Below are 18712 nucleotides of genomic sequence, written 5' to 3' on the forward strand. Positions count from 1 at the left end.
ACAGGGGCCGCCGATCACACGGGGCCCCTGGAACAAATCGGTTAGTTCAGGTGTTCGACGCGAATCCGTACCACCGGCCCCACTACGCCTTGCAAGGCTTCCAGGGCTTTGATGGCATCGTTGATGTGCTGCTCGAGCACGCGGTGAGTCAGCAGGATCATCGGCACCTGGCCGTTCTGCTCCTCGACTTCCTTCTGCATGATCGACTCGATGTTGATGCCACGTTCCGACAGGATGCTGGCAACCTGGGCCAGTACGCCCGGATGATCCTTGGCCTGGATGCGCAGGTAGTAGGCGCTTTCGCACGCCTCGATCGGCAGGATCGGGTGGGCCGACAACGAATCCGGCTGGAAGGCCAGGTGCGGCACGCGGTTTTCCGGGTCGCTGGTCATGGCGCGAACCACGTCCACCAGGTCGGCGATCACCGACGAAGCGGTCGGTTCCATACCGGCGCCGGCACCGTAGAACAGGGTCGAACCGGCGGCGTCACCGTTGACCATCACGGCGTTCATCACGCCATTGACGTTGGCGATCAGGCGGTCGGCCGGGATCAGCGTCGGGTGTACGCGCAACTCGATACCGGCCGCGGTGCAGCGCGCCACGCCCAGGTGCTTGATGCGATAGCCCAGGGCTTCGGCGTAATTCACGTCGGCAGTGGTCAGTTGGGTGATGCCTTCGGTGTAGGCCTTGTCGAACTGCAGCGGGATGCCAAAGGCAATGGACGCAAGGATGGTCAGTTTGTGCGCCGCGTCGATGCCTTCAACGTCGAAGGTCGGGTCGGCTTCGGCGTAACCCAGGGCCTGGGCTTCGGCCAGCACGTCTTCGAAGGTGCGGCCCTTCTCGCGCATTTCGGTGAGGATGAAGTTACCGGTGCCGTTGATGATGCCGGCCACCCAGTTGATGCGGTTGGCGGACAGGCCTTCACGGATCGCCTTGATCACCGGGATACCACCGGCCACCGCGGCTTCGAACGCGACGATCACGCCCTTCTCACGCGCCTTGGCGAAGATCTCGTTGCCGTGGACGGCGATCAGCGCCTTGTTGGCGGTGACCACGTGCTTGCCGTTTTCGATCGCCTTGAGCACCAGCTCGCGGGCAATGGTATAGCCGCCCACCAGCTCGATGACGATATCGATTTCTGGGTTGGTCGCCACGGCGAAGACATCGTTGGTAATCGCAATACCGGTCGTTTCGAACTGAGGCTTTGGCGAACGCGTGGCAATTTGCGCCACTTCAATCCCGCGCCCTGCACGGCGGGAAATTTCTTCAGCATTACGCTGAAGTACGTTGAAGGTGCCGCCACCGACGGTCCCTAACCCACAGATGCCTACTTTGACCGGTTTCACTGAAGAACTCCCCATGAAACGGCCGACGCGAGGTCGGCCGTGGAAAACAGCCGCACAACCGCGGCTTTCAATTAATGGCCCATCGACTTATCGAAGGGCCATGATCGTCAAAGGTTCGACGATGCTGGTTTATTTGGCACTCAGCGCCAGTTTGGCAACTTGCGGTGCCGGCTGATAGCCCGGAATCACCTGGCCGTCAGCCAAAACGATGGCCGGTGTACCGTTCACACCAATGGACTGGCCCAGGGCGAACTGCTTGGAAACCGGATTGGCGCACTTGGCCGCTTTGATTTCCTTGCCGTCGACCATCTTGTCCATCGCCGCTTTCTTGTCGGCCGAGCACCAGACCGCCTGCAACTGCTCGTCGCCCGGCGAACCGAGGCCCTGACGCGGAAACGCGACATAGCGCACTTCCACACCGAGCTTGTTCAGCGCCGGCACTTCGGCGTGCAGCTTGTGGCAGTACGGGCAGGTGGTGTCGGTGAACACGGTGATGTGCGTCTTGGTCTCGCCGATGGCTGGGTAGACCACGGTTTCTGCAACCGGAATGCCGTTGATCAGCTTGGACACGCCCAGGCGCTCGGCTTTCTCGGTCAGGTTGACCGGCTTACCGTCCTTCAACTGGAACAGGTAGCCCTGGACAATGTACTGGCCGTCGGCACTGGCATACAACACGCGGCTGCCCTTGAGCTTGACTTCGTACAGGCCGGCCATCGGGCTGGCACTGATGCTTTCGATCGGTGTGTCGAGTTGCAGGTTGGCCAGGCTCTTGCGAATAGTCTGCTCGGCAGCGTCATCGGCGACGGCAAAGGTGGAAACCAACGCAATGGCTGCGGCGGCAATAATCTGGGTCAAGCGCATGGGAACTCCTGAAGGCAGATGCAGGGACGGGTGTGTCGAACACCGATCTGGAAACACGGCACTGTAATCACAAGTCACGCCGTCCCCTTTGCTAACCGGCAAAGCCTACCACAGTTGGGCCGCAGGGCAGCCCGTGGCGGGATAATTTGGCGGTTTTCAGCCTCGCGGATGGTGCTTGGCGTGCATATCCTGCAAGCGCGCCCGTGCCACATGGGTGTAGATCTGGGTTGTGGATAAGTCGCTGTGGCCAAGGAGCATTTGCACCACGCGCAAATCCGCGCCGTGGTTGAGCAAATGCGTGGCAAATGCATGGCGCAGGGTATGCGGCGACAGGCTCTTGCCGATCCCCGCCACCTTGGCCTGGTGCTTGATGCGATGCCAGAAAGTCTGGCGGGTCATCTGCTCACCGCGCTGGCTGGGGAACAGCACATCGCTGGGGCGCCCACCGAGCAGTTCGCCGCGCGCATCGCGCATGTAGCGCTCGACCCACACAATCGCTTCTTCGCCCATCGGTACCAGCCGCTCCTTGCTGCCCTTGCCCATCACCCGCAGCACGCCCTGGCGCAGGTTGACTTGCTCGAGGGTCAGGCTGATCAGCTCGGTCACCCGCAGGCCGCAGGCGTACAGCACTTCGAGCATGGCACGGTCGCGCTGGCCGATGGCTTCGCTCAAGTCCGGGGCGGCGAGCAAGGCGTCGACATCGGCTTCCGACAAGGACTTGGGCAATGGCCGACCCAATTGCGGCATGTCGACCTGTAACGTCGGGTCGAGGGCAATGAGCTTTTCCCGCAGCAGGTAGCGATAAAAGCCACGCACACCGGAAAGGAAGCGCGCGGTGGAGCGCGGCTTGTAGTTCTGCTCCAGGCGCCAGGCCAGGTGATCGAGGATCAACTCACGGCCAGCATTGATCAGCTCGAGGTTTTTTTCCTGCAGCCAGCCGTTGAACAGCGCCAGGTCGCTGCGGTAGGCCTGGCGGGTGTTGTCCGACAGGCCTTTTTCCAGCCAGAGGGCGTCGAGGAAGCGGTCAATCAGAGGATGGTCGATGGCGGGCATGGGGGCTCAGGCAGATGACGGAGGTGCCTGGTAGATCCTATCGCAAGCAAGTCGGCTCCCACATTGGATTTGTGTCGTGCATCGATTTTATGACCACTAATGATCAAGTGTGCAAGCTGGCCCGCCTGCGATAGCCGCGCCGCCGACCCGGACCCGTCAATAAATCCCAGGCACAAAAAAAGCAGCCCGCAGGCTGCTTTTTTTCTGCATCGGGAAGCTGGACTTAAGCCAGTTTTTCCTTGATGCGAGCTGCTTTACCGGACAGGTCACGCAGGTAGTACAGCTTGGCTTTACGCACGTCACCGCGACGCTTAACAGCCATGCTGTCGATTTGCGGGCTGTAGGTCTGGAAAGTACGCTCTACGCCAACACCGTTGGAGATTTTACGAACAGTGAAAGCACTGTTCACACCACGGTTACGCTTGGCGATTACCACGCCTTCGAACGCTTGCAGACGCGAACGGTCGCCTTCCTTCACTTTCACCTGAACGACAATGGTGTCGCCCGGGGCAAAGGTAGGGATCTCTTTGGTCATCTGCTCTGCTTCGAGTGCAAGGATGATTTTGTTAGTCATGCTGTGCTCCTAAGGTAAGTCAATGGACCTACCATCGATACGTTGTTAACTATCGTCCCGCGCGAGGATGTATTCCTCGAGCAGCTTCTTCTCTTCTCCAGAAAGCGAGCGGCTTTCCAGAAGATCGGCGCGTCGTTCATAGGTCCGACCAAGGGACTGCTGTAAACGCCAACGCCGGATGTGTGCGTGATTGCCACTTAGCAATACGTCGGGAACACGCTGATCCGCATACACCTCCGGTCGGGTGTAGTGCGGGCAATCCAGCAAACCATCCGTGAAGGAATCTTCCTCCGCGGAGTCCGCATGCCCTAAAGCTCCAGGCAGCAGTCGTGTAACCGCATCTATCAGGACCATCGCCGGCAGCTCACCGCCAGACAGGACATAGTCCCCAATCGACCACTCTTCATCGACATGAGCTTCAATGAAACGCTCGTCAATGCCTTCATAGCGACCGGCAATCAGGATCAGTGCTTCCTCATTCGCCAGTTCGCGTACCGCCGCCTGTTTCAGCTGACGGCCTTGAGGGGACAGGTAAATTACCTTCGCCTTCTCCCCGGCGGCAGCCTTGGCCTGAGCCAACGCGTCTTCCAGGGGCTTGATCTTCATCACCATGCCCGGGCCACCGCCAAATGGGCGATCGTCCACAGTGTGATGTCGATCCGTCGTGTAGTCTCGCGGGTTCCAACAGGTGAGCTGCAAGAGCCCCTGTTTCACCGCCCGACTGGTGATGCCGTACTCGCTGATGGCGGAGAACATCTCGGGAAACAAACTGATCACTTCAATGCGCAAATTAGCCACGCTTAGAAGTCCGCGTCCCATTCCACCTTCATCTCGCCCGCGGCCAGGTCGACGGCCAACACGCATTGCTCGGTATAGGGCAACAGGCGTTCGCGATCATCCAGGCTGCCAGCGCAAGGCTTGACCACCATTACATCATTGGCGCCGGTTTCCAGAAGATGATCGATTTTCCCGAGCAATTGCCCGAGTTGATCAATAACCTTCAGACCTTCCAGCTGGTACCAGTAGTACTCGCCGTCGGTCAATTCAGGGAACAGGTTGCGCGGCACGCAGATCTCATAACCGGCCAGAAGACGAGCTTCTTCACGATCATCAAGACCCTTGAGCTTTGCGACCAGGAACTTATCGTTCCCGCGTCCACTGACCAGCTCGACCTGTTTCACATTCCCCTCGCGCTTGAGCGTCCAGGTTTTGTACTGCAACAGGTTTTCAGTCGGATCAGTAAAGGAATACACCTTCACTTCGCCGCGAACGCCATGAACAGAGTAAATCTTGCCGATAACGATCAAATCATCAGCAACAGCTGGCGTCGCGTTCATATTGCTCAGGCTGCGGCCTTAGCCGAGTCCTTCAACAACTTGGCAACACGCTCGGAAGGCTGTGCACCAACGCTCAGCCAGTAGGCTACGCGCTCTTGGTTCACGGACAGACGAACTTCTTGACCACGAGCAACAGGGTTGAAGAAACCAACCTGTTCCTTGTGCGAACCGTCACGCGGGTTGCGGCTGTCGGTTACGGTCAAGTGGTAAAACGGGCGCTTTTTGGAGCCGCCAAGGGCAAGACGGATTGTTAGCATGTGAACATCGTTCCTGTAGTCGGTGCTGCAAATCTAAATGCACAGCGGGCATAGGTGCCCGAAAGGCCGCATATTCTAAAGAATATCCGGACTTTTGCAAATGTCTTTTTCTGGCGCCTATCAGCGTGCCATTCAGATCTGCTATAGAGCCGTCGGTTAAAACGGCAAGTCAGCTCCCGCCAGACGGCGGGTTTGCTGGAGATCCCACATCCCTGTGGGGCGGAGCAGGAGCACGCTCCCGCTCGAATACTTTACATTTTCGGCATGCCGCCGCCGGGCAACATACCGCCCATGCCGCGCATCATCTTGGCCATTCCGCCCTTGGCGGAGAATTTCTTCATCATCTTCTGCATCTGCTTGTGCTGCTTGATCAAGCGACCGATGTCCTGCACCTGGGTGCCGGAGCCCATGGCGATCCGACGCTTGCGCGAACCGCTGATCAGCTCAGGGTCGCGGCGCTCGGCCGGGGTCATGGAGTTGATGATGGCTTCCATCTGCTTGAACTGCTTCTCTGCCGCGCCCTGGGCATTGCCCATTTGCGCCAGGTTCACACCGCCGATGTTCGGCAGCTTGTCCATCAGGCCGCCGAGGCCGCCCATGTTCTTCATTTGTTGCAACTGATCGCGGAAGTCTTCGAGGTCGAAGCCCTTGCCCTTCTTCAGTTTCTTGGCCAGTTTATCGGCCTTGTCCTTGTCGAGCGTCGCTTCGGCCTGCTCGATCAGGCTGAGCACGTCGCCCATGCCGAGGATACGCGAAGCGATACGTTCAGGGTGGAACGGTTCGAGCGCGTCGCTCTTCTCGCCCATACCGATGAATTTGATCGGCTTGCCGGTGATGGCGCGCACCGACAGCGCGGCACCGCCACGGGCGTCGCCGTCGACCTTGGTCAGGATCACGCCGGTCAGCGGCAGTGCGTCACCAAAGGCTTTGGCGGTGTTGGCCGCATCCTGGCCGGTCATGGCGTCGACCACGAACAGCGTCTCGACCGGGTTGATCGCGGCATGCAGCGCCTTGATCTCGCCCATCATCTCTTCGTCGATGTGCAGGCGACCGGCGGTATCGACGATGACCACGTCGATGAACTTCAGCCTGGCTTCTTTGATCGCCGCGTTGGCGATGTCGACCGGCTTCTGGCTCAGGTCGGACGGGAAGAAGGTCACGCCCACTTCGCCCGCGAGCATTTCCAGCTGCTTGATGGCCGCCGGACGGTATACGTCGGCCGACACCACCATCACGGTTTTTTTCTTGCGCTCTTTAAGGAAGCGCGCCAGCTTGCCAGCGGTGGTGGTCTTACCCGCACCTTGCAGACCGGCCATCAGCACGACGGCCGGCGGCACGGCGCTGAGGTTCAGGTCTTCGTTGGCCGCGCCCATCAGGCTTTCGAGCTCGGCCTGGACGATCTTCACAAAAGCCTGGCCCGGCGTCAGGCTGCGGGACACTTCGGTGCCGACCGCGCGCTCCTTGACCGAGTTGACGAAGTCCTTGACCACAGGCAAGGCCACGTCGGCTTCCAGCAACGCCATGCGTACTTCACGCAGGGTGTCTTTGATATTGTCCTCGGTCAGCTTGGCCTTGCCGGTTACATGGCGCAGCGTCTGCGAGAGACGGTCAGTCAAGTTTTCAAACATGCGCGATCCTTTCAGGCCCTATGGTAGACCGAGGTAATGGCGGCCCAGGCTGTGATAAATCGCTATTAAAAACAGCGCTCGGCGAGCCTGCGGCGTGGGCAGGTCGCGGATTATAGCGAAGACTGCGCCCATGCACACCCGCTGTCTGGCCCTGAAGTCTTTCGTGGAACGCAGGTGTATGCCAAACTCAGCGCCTTTCGGGCTTGCCTAACAGGATTTATGCTCCCTTTGTCACCCAGTTTGCTACCCAGTCTCGCCGCCGCCTTTTTATATGCCGCTGCGACCCTCTACCAGGGCACTCGCCTGGCGCAAGGCGCCAAGGCCGACACTCGCCTGCTGGCAGGCCTTGGCGTCCTCGCCCTGCTCGCCCATGCCGCGAGCCTGTTCACCCACTTGATGACGCCGGTCGGCCTGGGCCTGGATTTTTTCAGCGCCGCCAGCCTGATCGCCGCCGCGGTGATCGCCCTCACGCTGATCGCCTGCGCACGCATCCCGGTGGAAAACCTGCTGGTGCTGCTATTCCCCCTGGGCATGCTGACGGTGCTGCTGGCGCAATTCGCCCCCACCGGCACGGTGCAGGTGATCGACGAAGAGCCGGGCATCCTTGCGCATATCCTGCTGTCGATCCTGGCCTATGGCATGTTCACCATCGCGGTGTTCCAGGCGTTGCTCCTGCTCGTGCAGGACCATCAGCTCAAGCACAAGCATCCGTCGGGCCTGATCAAGAACTTCCCGCCGCTGCAAACCATGGAAAGCCTGCTGTTCAGCTTCCTGTGGGCCGGCTGGACGCTGCTGTCGCTGTCGCTGATCTCTGGCTGGCTGTTCGTCGAGAACCTGTTCGCCCAGCACCTTGTGCATAAAACCCTGCTGGCGTGCCTGGCGTGGGTGGTGTTCAGTGTGCTGCTGTGGGGCCGCAACCGCCTTGGCTGGCGCGGGCACAAGGCGATCCGCTGGACCCTGGCCGGTTTCTGCCTGCTGATGCTGGCCTACTTCGGCAGCAAGCTGGTTCGCGAATACATCCTGCATATCTGACGGGCAGCGATCATGGACAACTTGCCCTTAGGGCCGATGCTCGCGGTAATCGCCTTGCTGATTTTGTGGGCGGCGCTGTTTACCGCCATCGAAGCCGCACAACAACACCTGCTGGCCCTGCGCCCCGGTACCCGCCAGGGCGACAAAGCCGCCGCCCGCCTGCACTTCCCACGCCCCAGCATGATCCTCTGCAACACCCTGTGCCGTGCTGGCGTGGTGATCCTTTGCACCCTGCTGGCGATCTACGCCTGGGCGCAAAACGGCGCGTGGCTGGGCTGGCTGGTCTCCTGCACGATCCTGCTGGTGCTGGCCGATTACCTGCCGCGCGCCCTGGCCACCCGCCATCCGCAAGCGGTGCTGGGCTTCGGCAACGCCCTGCTGGGCGTGCCGCTGAAAATTATCTACCCCCTCGCCTGGCTGCTCAATGGCATCAGCCTGCTGTTGCTGCGCCCCTTTGCCCGCCCGCCGGGCATGGTGAAAAAAAGCGACGACCCGCAGCCCGACCATGATGACGAACCCGAGCCAGAGGGAGATGAACGTCGCACGCCCGGCATGCCCGGCATCCACGCGCTGGACAACATCACCGTCAACGACATCCTGGTGCCGCGCAGCGAAGTGGACGGCATCAATCTGGACGACTCGCTCGAAGCGATCCTCGAGCAACTGCGCAACTCCCAGCGCACCCGCCTGCCGGTGTTCCACAGCGACATCAACCAAGTCGAAGCCGTGCTCAACACCCGGCTGATCCAGCACCTGCTACCGGATGCCAGCCTGACCAAGGAGACCTTGCTCGAGGCCTGCTACGAACCCTACTTCGTCCCGGAAAGCACGCCCCTGCAACTGCAACTGCTGAACTTCCACAAGCAACAGCGGCGCCTGGGCATGGTGGTGGACGAGTATGGCGAAGTGCTGGGCATCGTCACCCTGGAAGACATTCTCGAAGAAATCGTCGGCGAATTCGAAAGCGAACAAAGTGCCGACAACCCGCATATCGAAGCGCAACCGGACGGCCGCTACATCGTCGACGGCACCGCCTCGATCCGCGAATTGAACAAGAGCCTGGCCTGGCACCTGCCCAGCGACGGGCCCAAGACCCTCAACGGCCTGGTGACCGAAGCGCTGGAAACCATTCCCGATTGCGCGGTGTGCCTGAAGATCGGCCGCTACCGCCTGGAAATCCTCGAGACCGAAGACAACCGCGTGAGCAAGGTGCTGATCTGGCACACCAGCCGCGTGCCGGTTGCCACGTAGCCTCGCCGACGGAACACACTGATCCACTGTGTGCAGACGATCAGATTTTCCCCCTTGTTGGATGCGCAACCCCCTTCCTATAATCGGGTCGGCTTACCCAAGCCGCGCCCGACCGCGTGCTATCCGCACGGACCGCGTCCAGGCACTGCCTTGCCCTGTACGACCGGTGTCCGCTCTCATCCCGAGCCGCTCCGCCCACAACCCTGATCCATGGGTGTTCGACCAATAATAATCCGCGTCCAAACGCGCACTGCCCCTCAGGGATACCGCCATATGAGCACCACCTATAACGAGGCTTCGACCGCCGCCCCGACCAACTCGACCGCCCGCGTCGCCACTGCCAGCATCGTCGGCACGGCCATCGAGTTCTACGACTTCTATATCTATGCCACTGCGGCCGCGCTGGTGATCGGCCCGGTGTTCTTCCCACAGACCTCCGGCACGGCGCAGATGCTCGCGTCGTTCCTGACCTTCGGCATCGCGTTCATCGCCCGCCCGCTGGGTTCGGCGCTGTTCGGCCACTTTGGCGACCGTATCGGCCGCAAATCGACGCTGGTGGCTTCGCTGCTGCTGATGGGGGTGTGTACCACGCTGATCGGCTTGCTGCCGGGGTATGACAGCATCGGCGCCTGGGCACCGATTCTGTTGTGCGTGCTGCGTTTCGGCCAAGGCCTGGGGCTGGGCGGGGAATGGGGCGGTGCGGCGTTGCTCGCCACCGAGAACGCGCCGAAGGGCAAACGCGCGTGGTTCGGCATGTTCCCGCAACTCGGTCCTTCGATTGGCTTCCTGGCGGCCAACGGCCTGTTCCTGATCCTGGCCATGAACCTGAACGACGAGCAGTTCCGCAGTTGGGGCTGGCGCATCCCGTTCATCCTCAGCGCAGCGCTGGTGATGGTCGGCCTGTATGCGCGGCTGAAGCTGCATGAAACCCCGGTATTCGCCAGTGCGGTAGCGAAAGAAGCGCCGGTAAAAGTGCCGTTGGTGGAACTGTTCAGCCAGCATTGGCTGCCGGTGCTGCTGGGTGCCGCGTCGATGGTGGTGTGTTATGCGCTGTTCTATATCACCACGGCGTTTTCCCTGAGCTACGGCGTTTCGACCCTGGGCTACAGCCGCGAGACATTCCTCGGCTTGCTGTGTTTTGCCGTGTTGTTCATGGGCCTGGCGACGCCGCTGGCAGCCTTGGCCAGCGATCGATTCGGGCGCAAGCCGGTGCTGATTGTCGGTGCGCTGCTGGCGATTCTGTCGGGGTTCACCATGGAGCCGTTGCTGACCCACGGTTCGACCTGGGCCGTGGCGCTGTTCCTGGCCCTGGAGCTGTTCCTGATGGGTGTGACCTTCGCGCCGATGGGCGCGTTGCTGCCGGAACTGTTCCCGACCCGCGTGCGTTATACCGGCGCTTCGGCGGCGTATAACCTGGGTGGGATCGTCGGTGCGTCGGCGGCACCGTTCTTCGCGACCAAGCTGGTGGCGATGGGCGGGCTGAGTTATGTCGGCGGGTATGTGTCGGCGGCAGCGTTGCTGAGTTTGATTGCGGTGCTGTGCCTGAAAGAGACGCGGGATAACGATTTGAACAAGGTTGCCTGATAGATCGCTATCGGGGGCAAGTCGAATCGTCGCACCGCCCCTCCCACACTTAACCGCGTTTAATCTGTAGGAATGCGGTCAAAATGTGGGAGGGGGCTTGCCCCCGATAGGCACGACGCGGTTTAGAGCTCTACAACAACCGCCTGAGCCGCACGGGTCGCCTTGGCGCGAGCCGCTTCAATCGACTCATCCCGCGCCAACGCCACGCCCATGCGGCGCTGGCCGTTGACTTCCGGCTTACCGAACAGACGCAACGCCGTGTCCGGCTCGCTCAGGGCCGCGCCGAGGTTGGCGAAAGCGGTCTGGGTCGATTGCCCTTCCACCAGGATCACCGCCGATGCCGAAGGCCCGAACTGACGGATCAATGGGATCGGCAGGCCCAGGATGGCGCGCGCGTGCAGGGCGAACTGCGACAGGTCCTGGGAAATCAAGGTGACCAGGCCGGTGTCATGCGGGCGTGGCGACACTTCGCTGAACCACACCTGATCGCCCTTGATGAACAACTCCACGCCAAACAGGCCGCGGCCGCCCAGGGATTCCGTGACGGCCTTGGCCACGCGCTCAGATTCCGCCAGGGCAATCGGGCTCATGGCCTGAGGCTGCCAGGATTCCTGGTAATCGCCTTTCTCCTGACGGTGGCCGACCGGCGCACAGAAGGTCGTGCCGCCGATGTGGCGCACGGTCAGCAGGGTGATTTCGTAGTCGAAGTCGATAAAGCCTTCGATGATCACCCGGCCCTTGCCGGCACGCCCGCCTTCCTGAGCGTAATCCCAGGCTTTCTGCACGTCGTCGGCACTGCGCAGCAGGCTCTGGCCCTTGCCCGACGAACTCATCACCGGCTTGACCACACACGGGAAGCCCAGGTCTTGCACGGCCTTGCTGTAGTCTTCGAAGGTATCGGCGAAGTGGTACGGCGAGGTCGGCAGGTCCAGCTCTTCGGCGGCCAGGCGCCGGATGCCTTCGCGGTTCATGGTCAGCGACGCGGCGCGCGCGGTCGGGATCACGGTGAAGCCTTCGGCCTCCAGCTCCACCAGGGTGGCGGTGGCGATGGCTTCGATTTCCGGCACGATGAAGTGCGGTTTTTCCGCCTCGATCACCGCACGCAGGGCCGCGCCGTCGAGCATGTTGATCACATGGCTGCGATGAGCCACCTGCATCGCCGGCGCGTTGGCGTAGCGATCCACGGCAATCACTTCAACGCCCAGGCGTTGCAGTTCGATTACCACTTCCTTGCCCAGCTCACCGCAGCCACACAGCAAAACGCGGGTCGCGGTTGGCGACAATGGAGTTCCGATTCGGGTCATCTCAGGTCCTCAGGGGAGCGGATCATGGGGAGAAAGGCCGGCATTTTACATGAACTGCACAGATTGGCTTCAGTTGGCGACAGCACCTTTGCGGATACGCCAGGCCATGATCAGCCAGACCGCGGTGACCCCGGCGAATTTCGACGCCAGCGCGGTGCCCACCACGGCAGGCGTAAGCGCGCCGATCAAGCCGAAAAAGATAAAGGTATCGAGGGGAATGCTCAGCGCCGAACTTATCCACAGGCGATCGTGGAGCGGGCGCTTGGTGATGCTGAATACCAGCCAGTCAATGCACTCGGACACCGCGAACGCAGTGGCGCTGGCCAGCGCGATGGACGGATCGGAGGTGATATACGACAGCGCCAGCGCCGCCAGCATGGCAAGAATCGCGCCGTGGCCGAAGCGGGTTTGCACCATGTCGCGCAGGATAAACACCAGGCCACCCCAGGCGGACCAGATCACATCCAGGTGCGGCGCGGTGGAGAAGGCGAAGTTGATCAGCACGACGCTGCTGATGTAGGCGATCAGGAAGAGCATGGGGGGGATGGACCTGTGGGTAATGCCGCACAGGGTACACAATTACAGGGATGTCGTCTGGGATGGCGCCATCGGGGGCGAGCCCCCTCCCACATTCGACCGCGTTTAATCTGTAGGAACGCGGTCAAAATGTGGGAGGGGGCTTGCCCCCGATAACGATGGTTCAGCCAGCGGATTTACCGGACGCCATAAACACCAACCCACCCGCCAGCGCCCGCTCATGACACAACCCCAACACCACCCGACGCTCGGCGTTGTCCATGCGGCTCCAACGCGTGATTTCTTCCACGGTACGCTGGCAGCCGGTGCAAATGTCGTCGTCATCCAGCGCGCAAATGCTCACGCACGGCGAGGCGACGGGGCGCTCTGGCGGCTTCATTCTTCCTGCTCGACCAGATCCCGCGCATAACGCTGGGCGTTATGCACATAGTGCGCAGCGCTGGCCTCGAGCATCTTCTTCTGCGCGTCGGTCAATTCGCGCACGACTTTGCCCGGCGAGCCCATGACCAGGGAGCCATCGGGAATCTCCTTGCCTTCTCCGATCAGCGAATTGGCGCCGATGATGCAGTGCTTGCCGATCTTCGCGCCGTTGAGGATCACCGCGTTGATGCCGATCAGGCTGTAGTCGCCGACGGTGCAGCCATGCAGCATGGCGTTATGGCCGATGGTCACGCCGGTGCCCAGGGTCAGCGGGTAACCCATGTCGGTGTGCATCACGCTGCCGTCCTGCACATTGCTGTTCTTGCCGATCAGGATCAGTTCGTTGTCGCCACGCAACACCGCGTTGAACCAGACATTGGCGCCCTCCTCCAGCTTGACCTTGCCCACCAGCGTGGCATTCGGCGCCACCCAGCTGTGTGGGTGCGTCTCGACGCGGGCGTCGCCCAGGCGGTATTTCATGATATGTCCTCACGACTGGCCATTTAAACGATGGCTTATAGATGGATGAAGCTCTTGGGCGGCTGGTGCAGGCTGATGTTGGCATCGTCATAGAGCAAATTGATCAGTTCGACGATCATGATTGCCGTCAGCCCCCAGATCTTGTATTCGCCGAACCGATAGCTCGGCACGTACCAACTGCGGCCCTGGTAATCGATGCGGTGCGTATGTTCGCGCGGGTCCTGGCGGAAAAACTCCAGGGGCACGCTGAAGACGGCGGCGATTTCGGCGTCGTTGGCCAGGTATTCGACGTAGTCCGGGATGACGCCAACGTAGGGCGTGACCCGAATGCCATGCAGGGAAATCAGCGGGCTCAACGGGCCGATCACCTCGACCAGGCCGGGCGGCAGGCCGATTTCTTCTTCGGCTTCGCGCAGGGCGGTGAAGATCAGGTCCGGGTCTTCGGGGTCGCGACGCCCGCCGGGAAAGGCCACTTCGCCACCATGGGTCGACAGGCCGCTGGCGCGCAGGGTCAGGATCAGCTCAGGTTCGTCACTGCGGGTAATCGGCACCAGCACGGCGGCCTCGGGGAAACGCCCGTCGGTCTCAAGCCGTTGCGGTGTGTGATTGCTTACCCGGCGAAGTAGCTCGTCCAGCATGAGTCATCTCGGTCTGTTGGCTACTTTGCATCATGCACCAAAGCGCGCGGGCGCCCAACCCCAAAACCGAAGGGCTGTCGCGAAACGACAACTTGCAGGGCCCTGCCGCCCACGCCAAGATAGGCAGACTTTCCAGGAACCCCAGCATGAATTTCTGCAGCCAGTGCGGTAAACCGGTCACCCAACGCATTCCCGAAGGCGACGCACGCCTGCGTTTTGTATGCGATCACTGTCATACCATTCACTACCAGAACCCCAATATCGTCGCCGGCACCGTGCCGGTGTGGGGCGATCAAGTGTTGTTGTGTCGCCGCGCCATCGAGCCCCGCCTGGGTTACTGGACCCTGCCCGCCGGTTTCATGGAGAACGGCGAGACCGTGGAACAGGCCGCCATGCGCGAGACCATGGAAGAAGCCTGCGCCCATGTACGCAACCTGAGTCTCTATACGCTGATCGACGTGCCGCATATCAGCCAGGTGCACGTGTTCTACCGCGCCGAGCTGATTGACCTGAACTTCGCCGCTGGCCCCGAAAGCCTGGAAGTGCGACTGTTCGACGAGGCCGATATCCCTTGGTCCGAGCTGGCTTTCCGCACAGTCGGGCGTACCTTAGAATACTTCTTCGCCGACCGTCGCCTACGGTCGTTCCCGGTGCGCAACGAAGCTGTGCCGCCGCTGTCCCAGCCCGCCCAATAACAAACCGGCAGATCGTCGTCCAAGGGAAATCGTTTTAATGCGTTGGTTGCTTGCTTTGCTCTGCCTGTCGTTCGCCACGTTGTCCTCAGCCACCACCCTGGAAACCCTGGGCGGCAAAACGGTCGAGAAAATTCTGGTCCTCAAGTCCGCCCATCAGTTGCAACTGATCAACGACGGCAAACCCCTCAAGACCTACCGTATCTCCCTGGGCAAAAACCCCAAGGGCACCAAGCTGATCGAGGGCGACCGTCGCACGCCGGAAGGCTTGTATTGGATCGACTGGCGCAAAACCAGCGACCGCTACAACCTGTCCATGCACATCTCCTACCCCAATATCAGCGATTCGGCCCGTGCCCGCCGCCAAGGCGTGAACCCCGGCAGCATGATCATGATCCACGGCACGCCCGACACCGCAGAGTACCCGGAACAGTGGTTTCACACCCTGGACTGGACCGACGGCTGCATCGGCATGCGTAACGTCGACATGCGCGAAGTCTGGAACCTGGTCAAGGACGGCACCCTGGTCGAGATCCGCCCGTAACCTTCGCCCCTCGGTCAATTAACTAAAAAAAGTTTCCTGCCCTCGACAGCGCCTGCCGGTGAATACCAATTCACCCCGCAGGCTGCGCAGCTCTGCGCGCCTTAAAGACCTCTCTAATACCACTTGATACCAGACACCACTAAGGCGCCCTTAAACCAGGAGCCAAAGCGTTTTGGCAGCATTGACATGGTATTTAAGTGGTATTAGTTTCCGGCCAATACCGGGCGACAACACACTAATAACCGCATCGGAAACCTGACAGATGAACCCCATCCTGACGCTGCGTCCCGACGACAAGCAATCCACGCCGCTGTACCTGCAACTGGCCCGCAACCTGGAAGCGGCGATCCACGCCGGCCAATGGAAATCTGAACAGGCCCTGCCGTCGGAACGCGCCCTCAGCGAGCAGTTGAGCATCTCGCGCGTCACCGCCCGCAAGGCGCTGGAAGTCTTGTTTGCCCAAGGCCTGATCCGTCGCAGCCAAGGCTCCGGCACCTTTATCACGCCACGCCTGGAACAACCGCTGTCGCGCCTGTCGGGCTTCAGCGAGATGCTGCGACTCAAGGGGTTTGTGCCCAGCTCCCAGTGGCTGGAACGCGACATCAGCGCGCCGACCCACGAAGAGCTGATCCGCCTGGGCCTGTCGCCGACCGACAAAGTGGCGCGGCTCAAGCGCCTGCGCAAGGCGGACGACACGGTGATGGCCATCGAAATGACCACCATGCCCGCCGCCGTGCTGCCGCACCCGCAAGCCATCGGCCAGTCCCTCTACGAGTACCTCGAAGGCATCGGCAAACCCATCGTGCGCGCCCTGCAGCATATCCAGGCGATCAACGCCTCAGACGAGTTCGCCGCGCTGGTCGGCATCGCCCCCGGCACCGCCATGCTGTTGATGACCCGTGTCGGCTACACCGCCGACAACACCCCAATCGAAATCACCGACACCTACTGCCGCAACGACTACTACGACTTTGTCGCCGAGCTGCGTCGATAGGCCTTTGCCGCGCACTGCGGCCTTAGAGAACTGCCCATGTCCGAAGACAATATCCTCACACCCCATGGCTGGATTCGCGGCCGCCTGGTGCATGAACACGGCAAGGTGATCGCCATTGAAGGCGCACCTTGCGACCCGGCCGACAACGACCAGCCCTACCTGCTGCCGGGTTTTATCGACCTGCACGTCCACGGCGGTGGCGGCAAAGACATCATGGAAGGTGCCGACGCCTTCGAAACCATCACCCGCACCCACGTGCGCTTTGGCACCACGTCGCTGCTGGCCACCACCATGACCGCGCCGGTGGATGAAATCTCCAGCGTGCTCGGCCAGCTCGGCAGCTTCTGCGCGCAGCGCCCGAGCGGCAGCGCCCGGGTCCTCGGCGTACACCTGGAAGGGCCCTACATCAATCCGGGCAAACTCGGCGCGCAACCCAACTTCGCCCACACCGCATTGATGGAAGAAGTGGAAGCCTACCTGCGCCTGGCGCCGATCCGGGTGATCACCATCGCCCCGGAAATCGCCGGGCATGACCGCCTGATCCGCGCCCTCAGTACACGCGGCGTGCGTATGCAGATCGGCCACACCCTGGGCAGCTATGAAGAAGGCGTCGCGGCCCTCGCCGCCGGCGCCACCAGCTTCACGCATTTGTATAACGCCATGAGCCCGCTGCATCACCGCGAGCCCGGCATCGTCGGCGCGGCGCTGGCCCACGCGCAGTACGCGGAATTGATCCCGGATTTGCTCCACGTACACCCCGGCGCCATGCGCGTGGCCCTGCGCGCGATCCCATGCCTGTACTGCGTCACCGATTCCACCGCTGCCGCCGGCATGCCCGACGGCGAATACAAGCTGGGCAGCCACACCGTGACCAAATGCCTGGGCGGCGTGCGCCTGGCCGACGGCACCCTGGCCGGCAGCACCCTGACCATGGATCAGGCGCTGCGCAACCTGGTGAAGATCGGCCTGCCCATCAGCGAAGCCTCACAACGCCTGTCGCAATTTCCGGCGGACTACCTGGGCCTGGAACAACGCGGCCGCCTGCAACCCGGCAGCTTTGCCGACTGCGTGCGCCTGGACCGCTCCCTGCACCTCACCGACGTCATGGTCGAAGGAGAAACCATTGTCTTCAAAAATGCTTGAAGAGGCCCTCGCCTCCAGCGACGCGGTCGCGGCGCAGCTGCAACGCCTGGCCCCCCGCCTGCAAGACATCGCCGAGCGCCTGCGCCGTCAGCCGCCGCACGTGGCGATGACTGTCGCTCGCGGCAGTTCCGACCACGCCGCGAGCTACTTCGCCTACCTGGCCATGCAGCACGTGGGCATTCCGGTGGCGTCGTTGCCGATGTCGGTGGTGACCCTGCTGCACGCGCCGTTGAAGGTCAGCGGCCAGGTCGCGTTCGGCTTCTCTCAGTCGGGCCAGAGCCCGGACCTGGTCGACAGCCTGCGCCTGCTGCGCCAACGCGGCGCCTTGAGCATCTCGCTGGTGAATGCCGAAGACTCGCCCCTGGAAGCCGCCTGCGAATTCCATGTGCCGCTGTGCGCCGGGCCGGAACTCAGCGTGGCCGCGACCAAGAGCTTTATCGCCACCCTCAGCGCCAGCGCGCTGTTGATCGGCCACTGGAACCAGGAAACCGACCTGCTGCACGCCTGCCGTGCGTTGCCCGATGGCCTGCGCGAGGCGGCCAAACAGGATTGGACGAACGCCATCGACGCCCTGCGCGACTGCCAGCAGTTGATGGTCATCGGCCGAGGCGCCGGTTTTGCCATCGCCCAGGAAGCCGCGCTCAAGCTCAAGGAAACCTCGGCGATCCAGGCCGAAGCCTTCAGCAGCGCCGAGGTGCGTCATGGGCCGATGGCCTTGATCGACGACAACTACCCGCTGCTGATATTCGCCCCACGCGGTGCCGAGCAAGCCGGCCTGTTGAGCCTGGCCGCCGATATGCGCCAACGCGGCGCCCGCGTGTTGCTGGCGGCGCCGGACGATATCGCCGAACGCGACCTGCCGCTGAGCCGCGCCGAACACCCGAGCCTGGACCCGATCCTGGCCATCCAGAGTTTCTATGTCATGGCCGCCGGCCTGGCGCTCACCCGTGGCATGAACCCGGACCAGCCGCGCCACCTGAGCAAAGTGACCCGCACCCACTGAGTGGCGTGCCGCGATTTCCTGATGAGTACCGTGC

Annotated in this window: 21 protein-coding genes; 8 read left to right on the plus strand and 13 right to left on the minus strand. The window is 61.8% G+C overall.

What is annotated here, in order from left to right; genetic code table 11:
- Positions 1–41: 41 nt before the first annotated feature.
- From AC07W0_RS08375 to ffh, 8 genes are all read right to left on the minus strand, one after another.
- Positions 42–1346 (minus strand): homoserine dehydrogenase, encoded by a 1305-nt coding sequence (locus AC07W0_RS08375; protein WP_017846133.1) that lies wholly within the window; start codon positions 1344–1346, stop codon positions 42–44.
- Between the two features lie 129 nt (positions 1347–1475).
- Complete coding sequence (locus AC07W0_RS08380; protein WP_003175893.1) at positions 1476–2207, minus strand: thioredoxin fold domain-containing protein; 732 nt, start codon at positions 2205–2207, stop codon at positions 1476–1478.
- Between the two features lie 156 nt (positions 2208–2363).
- Positions 2364–3260 (minus strand): site-specific tyrosine recombinase XerD, encoded by an 897-nt coding sequence (gene xerD, locus AC07W0_RS08385; RefSeq protein WP_017846134.1) that lies wholly within the window; start codon positions 3258–3260, stop codon positions 2364–2366.
- A gap of 223 nt (positions 3261–3483) precedes the next feature.
- On the minus strand, positions 3484–3834 hold the full coding sequence (gene rplS / locus AC07W0_RS08390; RefSeq protein WP_003175895.1) for a 50S ribosomal protein L19: 351 nt from the start codon (positions 3832–3834) through the stop codon (positions 3484–3486).
- Between the two features lie 45 nt (positions 3835–3879).
- On the minus strand, positions 3880–4653 hold the full coding sequence (gene trmD, locus AC07W0_RS08395) for a tRNA (guanosine(37)-N1)-methyltransferase TrmD (RefSeq protein ID WP_169864091.1): 774 nt from the start codon (positions 4651–4653) through the stop codon (positions 3880–3882).
- Positions 4635–5171 (minus strand): ribosome maturation factor RimM, encoded by a 537-nt coding sequence (rimM, locus tag AC07W0_RS08400; protein ID WP_008014731.1) that lies wholly within the window; start codon positions 5169–5171, stop codon positions 4635–4637. The genes trmD and rimM overlap by 19 nt, the downstream gene beginning before the upstream one ends.
- A 5-nt stretch (positions 5172–5176) precedes the next feature.
- Complete coding sequence (gene rpsP, locus AC07W0_RS08405) at positions 5177–5428, minus strand: 30S ribosomal protein S16 (protein WP_003175899.1); 252 nt, start codon at positions 5426–5428, stop codon at positions 5177–5179.
- A 251-nt stretch (positions 5429–5679) separates the two neighbouring features.
- On the minus strand, positions 5680–7056 hold the full coding sequence (gene ffh, locus AC07W0_RS08410) for a signal recognition particle protein (RefSeq protein ID WP_017846136.1): 1377 nt from the start codon (positions 7054–7056) through the stop codon (positions 5680–5682).
- A gap of 219 nt (positions 7057–7275) precedes the next feature.
- On the opposite strand from ffh, the gene AC07W0_RS08415 reads away from it, so the two are divergent.
- The 3 genes from AC07W0_RS08415 (at position 7276) to AC07W0_RS08425 (ending at position 10923) form a co-directional block, all read left to right on the plus strand.
- Positions 7276–8088, plus strand: coding sequence for a cytochrome C assembly family protein (locus AC07W0_RS08415; RefSeq protein WP_026139922.1), 813 nt, complete (start codon positions 7276–7278; stop codon positions 8086–8088).
- A 12-nt stretch (positions 8089–8100) separates the two neighbouring features.
- Positions 8101–9339 carry a transporter associated domain-containing protein gene (locus tag AC07W0_RS08420; RefSeq protein WP_102617312.1) on the plus strand — a complete coding sequence of 413 codons (1239 nt, stop codon included), beginning with the start codon at positions 8101–8103 and terminating at the stop codon, positions 9337–9339.
- Between the two features lie 273 nt (positions 9340–9612).
- Positions 9613–10923, plus strand: coding sequence for an MFS transporter (locus tag AC07W0_RS08425; protein WP_102617311.1), 1311 nt, complete (start codon positions 9613–9615; stop codon positions 10921–10923).
- Between the two features lie 122 nt (positions 10924–11045).
- Here the strand turns inward: AC07W0_RS08425 and purT are convergent, their stop codons facing one another.
- From purT to AC07W0_RS08450, 5 genes are all read right to left on the minus strand, one after another.
- Entirely contained in the window at positions 11046–12227 is a 1182-nt protein-coding gene (purT, locus tag AC07W0_RS08430; RefSeq protein WP_026139924.1) for a formate-dependent phosphoribosylglycinamide formyltransferase, read from the minus strand.
- A gap of 69 nt (positions 12228–12296) precedes the next feature.
- On the minus strand, positions 12297–12764 hold the full coding sequence (locus AC07W0_RS08435; RefSeq protein ID WP_102617310.1) for a VUT family protein: 468 nt from the start codon (positions 12762–12764) through the stop codon (positions 12297–12299).
- Positions 12765–12927: 163 nt separating this feature from the next.
- Complete coding sequence (locus AC07W0_RS08440) at positions 12928–13143, minus strand: DUF1289 domain-containing protein (RefSeq protein WP_017846142.1); 216 nt, start codon at positions 13141–13143, stop codon at positions 12928–12930.
- Complete coding sequence (locus AC07W0_RS08445; RefSeq protein ID WP_017846143.1) at positions 13140–13664, minus strand: gamma carbonic anhydrase family protein; 525 nt, start codon at positions 13662–13664, stop codon at positions 13140–13142. Before AC07W0_RS08445 ends, AC07W0_RS08440 begins: the two co-directional genes overlap by 4 nt.
- A 35-nt stretch (positions 13665–13699) precedes the next feature.
- A complete protein-coding gene (locus tag AC07W0_RS08450) occupies positions 13700–14302 on the minus strand; it encodes a CoA pyrophosphatase (protein ID WP_046486983.1) in 603 nt (200 codons plus the stop codon).
- 146 nt (positions 14303–14448) lie between these two features.
- On the opposite strand from AC07W0_RS08450, the gene AC07W0_RS08455 reads away from it, so the two are divergent.
- The 5 genes from AC07W0_RS08455 to AC07W0_RS08475 all read left to right on the plus strand — a co-directional run bounded on the left by AC07W0_RS08455 (position 14449) and on the right by AC07W0_RS08475 (position 18678).
- Entirely contained in the window at positions 14449–14997 is a 549-nt protein-coding gene (locus AC07W0_RS08455) for an NUDIX hydrolase (protein WP_017846145.1), read from the plus strand.
- 37 nt (positions 14998–15034) lie between these two features.
- Positions 15035–15538, plus strand: coding sequence for a L,D-transpeptidase family protein (locus tag AC07W0_RS08460; RefSeq protein WP_017846146.1), 504 nt, complete (start codon positions 15035–15037; stop codon positions 15536–15538).
- Between the two features lie 262 nt (positions 15539–15800).
- Positions 15801–16532, plus strand: a complete 732-nt coding sequence (locus tag AC07W0_RS08465; RefSeq protein WP_017846147.1) for a GntR family transcriptional regulator — start codon at positions 15801–15803, stop codon at positions 16530–16532.
- Between the two features lie 36 nt (positions 16533–16568).
- On the plus strand, positions 16569–17675 hold the full coding sequence (gene nagA, locus AC07W0_RS08470) for an N-acetylglucosamine-6-phosphate deacetylase (RefSeq protein WP_102617309.1): 1107 nt from the start codon (positions 16569–16571) through the stop codon (positions 17673–17675).
- Positions 17668–18678 carry an SIS domain-containing protein gene (locus tag AC07W0_RS08475; protein ID WP_371918416.1) on the plus strand — a complete coding sequence of 337 codons (1011 nt, stop codon included), beginning with the start codon at positions 17668–17670 and terminating at the stop codon, positions 18676–18678. The genes nagA and AC07W0_RS08475 overlap by 8 nt, the downstream gene beginning before the upstream one ends.
- Positions 18679–18712: the final 34 nt, after the last annotated feature.

This window comes from Pseudomonas sp. GW704-F2 (genome assembly GCF_059423025.1).